The organism is Dolichospermum sp. LEGE 00246 (assembly GCF_015207865.1).
GTDB classification, from domain to species: domain Bacteria; phylum Cyanobacteriota; class Cyanobacteriia; order Cyanobacteriales; family Nostocaceae; genus Dolichospermum; species Dolichospermum heterosporum.
In genome coordinates this window covers 1-8,700 of sequence record NZ_JADEWA010000217.1, presented here as the reverse complement: position 1 = coordinate 8,700, position 8,700 = coordinate 1, and the positions used below count along the sequence as shown (strand labels likewise).

Here is an 8,700-nt window from a genome sequence, read left to right as displayed (position 1 = left end):
GCTTTATTGATAATGCTAATAATTCATAAAGTTTTTAACTTGATTACAAATTAATATGCTGATTATTTGGTTGATTCCCAGCAAGTATTTTGCATCTTGCTGGATTAAGTTTAGCACGAAACCCAATAGTTTGATGCAGTTTTTGGCTATTTGCCATCTGAGGACTCACCAGAATTATACCAAGTAAAGAGACCGCCAACTAAGACGATCGCAGCTAAGGTAAAAAATACTGCTTTTAAGCCGATAAAAGTTTCCGCCACACCTGCTAAAGCCAAGGGGAGAGAAAGAGCAATATTAATCACGTTATTTTGCAGTCCAAATACCTTACCTCGCATAGCTGGGGGTGTTTCGGTTTGGATTGCAGTTTGCATAGGGATACCCACCAAAGCCCCAAATATTCCCACCAAAGCTATAAATAGCAGCACGGGTAAAAGTTGAGTGGTAAACAGTGATAAACCAATTAAAGATCCTGCCATACCTAGACAACCCCAAAAACTCAGTTGTTTATAGGAAAAGCGTTGTCCAAATTGTCCGAGAATTGTCGCCCCAATAGCCACACCAACACCAGCAGATGCTAATAAAAAGCCGAATTGAGAGGCTTTCAGATTGGGAATAATTTCTGCCATACGAACTGCCAGCACAGTCAGGGCGGCAAAGACAGAAAATAGGATAATTAGTTGTAATAAAGCATTGCGGATGCGATGATTTTCTTGGAGGTAACGTAACCCGTCGCGCAAGTCTGACAAAACATGGGGAAATTCTGTTTCCGGGGGATGGGGTTTTTCGTTAGTTTGTAGCAGAAATAATATTAACCCAGCGATCGCATAACTGCCACCCACCAAAATTTCCTTACCCAATCCCCCACCACCGCCTAATTGCCCCCACAGTCCGTCTGCTAATGCCAACACTGGTTCTCCTACCGCAAAACCCACAATCACCGAAGCCATCATTGTCGTTGTGTAGAGAGAATTAGCTGAAAGCAAATCCTGTTCTTTGACTATTAAAGGAATAGCCGATTGTTCTGCTGGAGCAAAAAATTGTGTTAAGGTAGAAACCAAAAAAGTTACCCCTAAAATAATCAAAAAACCCACAGGCAAAACGCCAACAGGCTGCCAATCATGGGTTAACCATAACAGGGTAGGAATAAGTAAAACCAGAATACCACGCCAAATATTTGATGCTACCAAAACAACTTTTTTTGACCAACGATCTACAAATACCCCAGCTACAGAGCCAAATAATACGGCAGGAATTGTAAACGCTATCATTAAAGCCGAAACCCAACCGCTAATACTTTGATCACTAGCTTGAAACTGGCTATTAATCAAAGCAATCATCAATACTAAATAAACCTTATCAGCTAATTGACAGAAAACTTGACCCGCCCAAAGAGCGAGAAAATTAGGGTTTTTTAATACAGGTAAAAACCCCGCCTGTTGATTATTTGCAGAATCCGTACCCCCAGAATCGGCATCTATTAATGGCAATGTTTCCGGCGTTAAATCCGTCGTTAATTTACCATTCAATTCCGCACCTTTTAATAATGGATCAGATTTTATTTCTGGTTCTTGAGAAATATCAGTTAATGGAATTTCTGCTGGGCAATTTCCATCTTCAGAAACATCTTGTAGTGACATTTCTGGACTATGAATATGACTAAGTTTAGGAGCAGAAGCAACATTATGATCTGATGCTTTATGCTTTTTTTTAGCGTCGCTAGGTGAGTGAGTTCGGCTTTTTTTATTTAAATCAGACGATTGCATCATGGTTGGCGGCAAAATAGGAATCAATCAAAGTGGCAGAGCGAATAGGTTGTCCTAAATGATACTGAACATACTGGCGTAGAATTTGCTCAACAGCTAACCATCCAGAATAGTCGGCTACATCTATTTGTATTATCTCTGTTTCCGACAGATGTTGAAGCATAACCAGTTGTTTCCCATTCAACCGACGAGAAATAATTGGTAACTCCTGCTGGTGAAAAACCGTTTCGTAACTAGGGTTAGAAGACCAGAATTGGGGATTGGAAACATTTGTCTGGCTTGTTTGTGTCATTTCCCTATTTTCCCGTTTCTCCTGCTCTATTTCTGTTCGCAAGGTTTTCCAAGCGTCTAAACAAATTATGCCACCAGAAGGAATGCTAAATCCAACTTGCCAATGGGGATTTGTCCAGTCTGGGGTTAAAAGCCGTTGAGTTAAACAACAAGACTCTACTTGTGGCTTTAGTCCCGCTAAAGATAAAAGTTGAAATACACCTTGAGCTAGATAGGCAACTACACAGTTTATTTCTATTTTTGGTATATCCTCTAGCCGCTGAAGATGCTCATTAAATAACTCATAAATTTCTGTTTGCGGTTGTTCGCTTAACGCTTGACACAGAACTATTTCCGCTAAATATTGACTAGCAGCTAATTTACCCAAATCCTTAGATAAACCCGGGTAGGTTTTGATAGTTTCAGCTTGAGTAATTCTATCGAGATTTCGTCCTTGGGAAATGAGTAATTCATTAATAACAAACATCCCCATTCTCCCCCCCAAGCTGGAGTTTTGTTTCCGTACTCCCGTCGCAACTGCCCGAATTAACCCAAATTCTTGAGTTAAAATTGTAACTATTTTATCAGATTCGCCCAGCACTTGCGCCTTGAGATTAATACCAGTTGCTTTATAGGTTTTGCTCATTTTTAGTCAGTAGTTAGTAGTCAGTGGTCAGTGGTCAGTAGTCGGTTGTCAGTAAGTAGTGAGACAGAATTAATTACACAATGTCATTGCGTTAGCGCAGCGTGGTGTTAGCCATAGGGAAAGAAGTGAAATGAAGCAATCGCCAGGGTTGTGATTGCTTCCCTTCCCTCGCAATGACTGTAAATATTTTTGTCCAATTACTTAGTAAAGAAAGAACAACTGACAAAGAACAGCTAAACAAAGGACGACTGACTACTCACTCTTTTCTTTTTCTGGGTAATTGCGTTGACGAAGTAAATCCACACCGCGAGATGTGCCTAGTCTAGTTGCACCAGCCATAATTAACTCTAAAGCATCATTATGGGTGCGAATACCACCTGATGCTTTGATGCCTACACGATCTTTTGCTATCTCTTTTAAAAGCTTAACATCGGCTACAGTTGCGCCACCATTCCAACCTGTACTGGTTTTTAAGAATGCAGCACCAGCATCCAAAGCCAGTTCCGCAGCGATTTGTTTCTCTGTATCCGTCAGCAAGCTAGTTTCTAAAATTACCTTTACAGGTTGTCCAGCTTCTTCACAAATTGTGGCAATTTCTCGGTGAACTTCCTCTGTTTTTCCCGCTTTTAACCACCCTAAATTAATAACCACATCCAACTCAGTAGCACCATTGTCTACTGCTTCTTTAGCTTCATATAACTTGACGGCTGAAGTATTTGCACCATTGGGAAAACCAATGACTGTACAAACTTGAGGATTTTTTTTATACAGAAGTTCTGCTACTTGCTTGACATAACAGGGATTTACACATACCGCTGCAAAGTTATATCTATATGCTTCGTCGCACCATTGACTAATCTGCTCTGGGGTGGCAATTGGTAATAGCAGAGAGTGGTCAATAAATGGCGCAATATCAATGTTTGGATAGTCTGCTGCCATCGTTTTTGTTTTTGGTGTAAAGTTGATTAAACTTGATGAAAATTAAAGTATTTCTTATATATTAAACCACATATCAAGAGAAGTCAGAAAGTAGGGGCGCAGGGACTGCGCCCTTAATCTTGCAACCCAGTGTTTAAAAAGTCAAGAATAGTTTGTGCTAAGGCTTTTGCGGCTAAGTAGGGAACACCATTACCAACGGTTTTAAACATATTCGTAAGTGACATATTTTCTGGAAGGAAAAAATTAACGGGTAAAGATTGAATTGCTAAGGCTTCGGCTACAGAAATACGTCTAATTTTATAAGGATGTAAATGGACTTCATTATTACCATAGCAAGCTGTGGGAGAATAACGCCACCGGTGCAGACGTTTAAATGATTTTTTGGAATCATCTCCTTCAGCAATAGTAGCAAATTTGATTTTACCTGCTCTTGGTTGAAAATGATGTTGAGCATTGGCATGGTTGAGAACGTGATTTTTTCTAAACCAATATTCAACAGTGAGTTTTTCAGGAATATTTTTAGGACAAGGAATTATGGAATCTTCTTGAAATGGCTCGCATTTATTCCAAGGATACGTAAATATTTGTTCTTGAGGATATAAAATATGGTTTTCCCAAGGAAAAGTAAATTCATCTTTGATTTTTATGTCTTTGAGAAATTTAGCTTGAAAGCCTATTAAAATAATTCTATCTCTATCTTGAGGGACACCATATTCAATAGAATTAATTAGCCTTTCTGTTAAGATATAACCAAATTTTTGTAATTTAATTTTTAGGTCTTCAAAAAATAAACGGTGTTTTGTAGTTCTCCACAAACCTTTAACATTTTCAAATAAAAAGAAATCAGGTAGATTTTGACAAATTAATTCAACATAAGCAAATGAAAGTTGGCCATTATCACCTAAATGTCCTTTGTTTTTACCACCAACTGAAAAATCAGGACAGGGTGGACCACCAATAAAGCCAATTACATTATTTGATTTACGGGAATCTTTGACTAATTCATTTAATCGTTGTGCTGGTGTTCCTACTATTAATTTACTTACGTCTGCGGCCTCTTCTTGATGATATCCATATTCAGGTTGGGGGAGATTGAGAATTTCCCGTGAATAGCGATATGCGGACATGAATGGAGGGAAGATTTCGTTAACGTAAGCGATGTTATAGCCTGTGGTTTCAAAACCTAAATCGAGGAAGCCTGAACCGGAAAAGAATGAGAAGATAAGGGGGGTAGACATTTGACATTATGAACGGTTTAATTTTTTGTTTAACTTTCTTAGGAATTATATTGATTGTAACGGTGCGTTATGAAGTGGTTTGGGTAAATACAAAGCGAAACCCAAGCTACGATTTTTTTACGCACTGTTATTGAGTGAGCCATAAAGTGTCTTTTATTCACATCTTCTGATTATCCCATAATCCGCCAGGGAATTAATTAATGTCATTGCGTAAGCGTTGCGTGGCGTTAGCCATATGGAACGAAGTGAAATGAAGCAATCACAACCCTGGCGATTGCTTCCCTTCGCTCGCAATGACTGTAAATATTTTTGTCCAATTACTTATATGGATTTGAAAATTAGGAAATTATTTTTTTGATTTACAATTTGACAGAAGAGAGATAATCAATAGATTCTATATTTTGTAATCATCTAAATCATTAATAAAATGGATAAATTACAAAGAATATTCAGCGTATTTATACTAATATTGGTACAAGTAGCACAAGGGATAATTCCTATAGGTTCAGATTTCACCATAATTCTGCTATGATAGGAGGCTGTGGGATTTGCTCCTAGTCTTGGTGCTTACTGCCCATTTGTGTATTTTAAACCATTCGTCCGCCTAAGACTGAAGCCGTGATTGGCGACAGGCCGATGTTATTCTTGGAGTTCTATGTCTTTTTCTAATCTCGGCTTGTCCCCAGAAATTGTTCGTGCTGTCACTGAGCGGGGATATGATAAACCTACACCAATCCAGACACAGGCTATTCCTGTGGTGTTGTCTGGTGGTGATATTATGGCTGGAGCGCAAACGGGTACTGGAAAAACTGCCAGTTTCACTCTGCCATTGTTACATCGTTTGTCTGCAAATAAGGGCATTTCTAGTAATTCTCATGGATTTCCGCCAATTCGCGCCTTAATTCTGACTCCTACTCGTGAACTCGCTGCACAGGTGCAAGAAAGTGTCCGTGATTATGGTAAATATTTGAATCTGAATTCAATGGTGATGTTTGGGGGAGTGAGTATTGGTCCCCAAAAACAGAAATTGAGAACCCGTGTAGATATTTTGGTTTCAACTCCAGGACGATTGTTAGATCATGTCCAACAAGGTACTGTGAATTTGTCTCGTGTGGAAGTGTTGGTACTAGATGAAGCAGACCGAATGCTGGACATGGGGTTTATTAATGATATCCGGCGTATTCTTTCACTTTTGCCTAAACAGCGGCAGAATTTGCTATTTTTTGCAACTTTCTCTGATAAAGTTAAAACTCTTGCGGCTGGGTTACTAAATAACCCGACTATGATTGAAGTCGCACGCCGAAATGTGACTGCGGCAACGGTATCACAAAAAGTTTATCATGTGGACAGAGAACGCAAACGCCAATTACTTTCTCATCTAATTCGAGAAAACAAATGGTATCAAGTATTAGTATTTAGCCGCACGAAGCATGGTGCTGACCGGTTGGTGAAGCAGTTGGGTGAAGACCGAATTCAAGCGCTCGCTATTCACGGTAATAAGAGCCAGGGAGCGCGAACTCACGCTTTAGCCAAGTTTAAAGATGGGACTTTGCAGGTATTGGTAGCAACGGATATTGCTGCGCGGGGTCTTGATATTAGTGAACTACCTCACGTTATTAATTACGATTTACCCAATGTCCCAGAAGATTATGTGCATCGCATTGGTCGGACTGGACGCGCTGGTGCGGAAGGTCAAGCGATTTCCCTTGTATGTGTTGATGAACATCATTTATTAGCGGATATTGAACAACTCATTGAGCAGCGTTTACCGAAAGAGGTGGTAGATGGTTTTGGAGTCAACCCAGAAATTAAAGCTGAACCAATTCCCAATGGACGCAAAGCTCCTTCTGGTGGTGGTGGAAATCAGCGGACTCGTCGTTCTGCTCCTAAATCTGCTTCTTCAAAATCACCTAGACAGCCTTCTTCACGCACAGCCGCAGGGGATAAAAAGCCTGGTCCTAGTTCTCCTACACCACGTCGTTCTGGTAAACGTAGGTAATAGCTGAGTTGATAATTGATAACTGACAATTGATAAGTAATTGGACAAAAATATTTACAGTCATTGCGAGCGAAGGGAAGCAATCACAACCCTTGCGATTGCTTCATTTCACTTCGTTCCATTCCCAATGACCTTGTGTAATTAATCCTGTCTCACTACTTAATTATCAACTTTTACCCATTCCCCGGATTATTTTTGGGGTTCTTTTTAGGAACTACGGTCAGAAACGGTAAGTTCTACCGAGATTGCCTGTGGAGCGGGCAAAGATTTGATCTATGATCTGATTATCAGTATTCATAACAAAGATTTAGATATAGATTTGGAATCAGCTTTAACTTTTATTACCACTCATCAAGAATGGTATCACTGGATTTTTACAAAGTTTGGTTTTACGCTACCCAAACAATAAAATCACTGTAGTAAATTGTTACAGTGCGTAAATTTTAAGTTATGAAAATACTCATCCTCAATGCCGGTTCTAGCAGCCAAAAGAGTTGTCTGTACGACATGACACCCCCGATTCCTAATTTAGCCCCCCAACCTCTTTGGGAAGGAAAAATAAATTGGACTGAAAACCAAAATCAGGCAGAAATTACAGTTAAAACCGCTACAGGTGCAAAACTGCAAGCAACTCTGGCTGATGATTCCCGACAGGTGCAATTTACTCATTTGTTATCTACGCTTACAAATGGCGAAACCAAGGTAATTGATGATTTAGCAGCCATAGATGTGGTAGGACATCGAGTAGTACATGGTGGTCAAGATTACCAAGAGGCTGTGATAATTACGGAAGAAGTTAAACAGGCGATCGCTCACTTATGTAATCTAGCCCCAGCCCATAATCCAGCCGCTTTAGCTGGTATTGAAACCATTGAAAATAGTCTAGGGAATATTCCCCAAGTCGCAGTTTTTGATACTGGATTTCACCGCACTTTATCCGATGCCGCAGCTATCTATCCCATCCCCTATCATTTAGTTGAACAGGGTATCCGTCGTTATGGCTTTCATGGCATCAGTCACCAGTATTGTGCCAATCGAGCAGCGGAAATTCTTGGTCAAGATTTACAATCTCTGCGAATAATTACCTGTCATTTAGGTAATGGTTGTTCTTTAGCCGCCATCAAAAATGGTTGCAGTATTGACACAACAATGGGATTTACTCCTCTAGATGGTTTAATGATGGGTAGCCGCAGTGGTTCAATTGATCCAGGGATTTTGATTTACTTATTGCAACAGTATAATTACTCTAGTCACGAATTAGATAATGTGTTAAATAAAGCTTCAGGATTAAAAGGTATTTCTGGAGTATCTAGTGATTTAAGGGAAGTGATAGCTGCAAAAGACCAAGGTAATCAACGCGCTCAACTAGCTTGGGATATATACGTACATAGCCTCCGGGCTGGTATCGGGGCAATGCTGGCTAGTTTAGCAGGTTTAGATGTTTTAGTCTTTACCGCTGGAGTCGGCGAAAACTCCCCAGCAATCCGTCAAGCTGCTTGTGAAGCCTGGGGATTTTTAGGACTGAAAATTGACTTGGCGAAAAATCAGCAACAACCTATTGATATTGATATTGCCACATCTGATTCCACAGTACGAATCTTAGTCATAGAAACTCAAGAAGATTGGTCAATAGCTCAACAATGTTGGAAATTGCTGCAACAATAATACAGGAGTTCAGGAGGTAGGGGCGCAGGGCCTGCGCCCATTCAGGAGTATGGCTAACGCCACGCTATGCCTTCGGCACACCACGTGAACGCTATCAGGAGTTCAGAAGGAACAAGGAACAAATTTCTCCCCCACTCTCCCCCACCTGTCTCTTATATACATCTCCGAGCCCAGGATACG

The 8,700-nt window shown here is 40.1% G+C and carries 6 protein-coding genes; 2 read left to right on the top strand and 4 right to left on the bottom strand.

Translation table 11 applies throughout. The features are described 5' to 3' along the window. Positions 1-146: 146 nt before the first annotated feature. From IQ228_RS14945 to IQ228_RS14930, 4 genes are all read right to left on the bottom strand, one after another. Positions 147-1,766 (bottom strand): MFS transporter, encoded by a 1,620-nt coding sequence (locus IQ228_RS14945; RefSeq protein WP_193963347.1) that lies wholly within the window; start codon positions 1,764-1,766, stop codon positions 147-149. Beyond that, positions 1,750-2,679, bottom strand: a complete 930-nt coding sequence (gene recO, locus IQ228_RS14940) for a DNA repair protein RecO (RefSeq protein WP_027401625.1) — start codon at positions 2,677-2,679, stop codon at positions 1,750-1,752. The genes IQ228_RS14945 and recO overlap by 17 nt, the downstream gene beginning before the upstream one ends. A 252-nt stretch (positions 2,680-2,931) precedes the next feature. Next, positions 2,932-3,618: a deoxyribose-phosphate aldolase gene (gene deoC, locus IQ228_RS14935; RefSeq protein ID WP_039200300.1), complete on the bottom strand. Its 687-nt coding sequence runs from the start codon at positions 3,616-3,618 to the stop codon at positions 2,932-2,934. A gap of 113 nt (positions 3,619-3,731) precedes the next feature. Then, a complete protein-coding gene (locus IQ228_RS14930; RefSeq protein WP_193963345.1) occupies positions 3,732-4,856 on the bottom strand; it encodes a DNA cytosine methyltransferase in 1,125 nt (374 codons plus the stop codon). Positions 4,857-5,511: 655 nt separating this feature from the next. Between IQ228_RS14930 and IQ228_RS14925 the strand changes: the two genes are divergently transcribed. Both IQ228_RS14925 and IQ228_RS14920 read left to right on the top strand, forming a co-directional pair. After that, on the top strand, positions 5,512-6,855 hold the full coding sequence (locus tag IQ228_RS14925) for a DEAD/DEAH box helicase (RefSeq protein ID WP_193963344.1): 1,344 nt from the start codon (positions 5,512-5,514) through the stop codon (positions 6,853-6,855). 450 nt (positions 6,856-7,305) lie between these two features. Next, positions 7,306-8,520, top strand: coding sequence for an acetate kinase (locus tag IQ228_RS14920; protein WP_193963342.1), 1,215 nt, complete (start codon positions 7,306-7,308; stop codon positions 8,518-8,520). The last annotated feature ends 180 nt before the right edge of the window (positions 8,521-8,700 follow it).

Excerpts from the sequence above, each read along its gene's own strand:
- IQ228_RS14945 (WP_193963347.1), bottom strand. The coding sequence starts at position 1,766 with ATGATGCAATCGTCTGATTTAAATAAAAAAAGCCGAACTCACTCACCT.
- IQ228_RS14920 (WP_193963342.1), top strand. The coding sequence starts at position 7,306 with ATGAAAATACTCATCCTCAATGCCGGTTCTAGCAGCCAAAAGAGTTGT.
- deoC (WP_039200300.1), bottom strand. The coding sequence starts at position 3,618 with ATGGCAGCAGACTATCCAAACATTGATATTGCGCCATTTATTGACCAC.
- IQ228_RS14925 (WP_193963344.1), top strand. The coding sequence starts at position 5,512 with ATGTCTTTTTCTAATCTCGGCTTGTCCCCAGAAATTGTTCGTGCTGTC.
- recO (WP_027401625.1), bottom strand. The coding sequence starts at position 2,679 with ATGAGCAAAACCTATAAAGCAACTGGTATTAATCTCAAGGCGCAAGTG.
- IQ228_RS14930 (WP_193963345.1), bottom strand. The coding sequence starts at position 4,856 with ATGTCTACCCCCCTTATCTTCTCATTCTTTTCCGGTTCAGGCTTCCTC.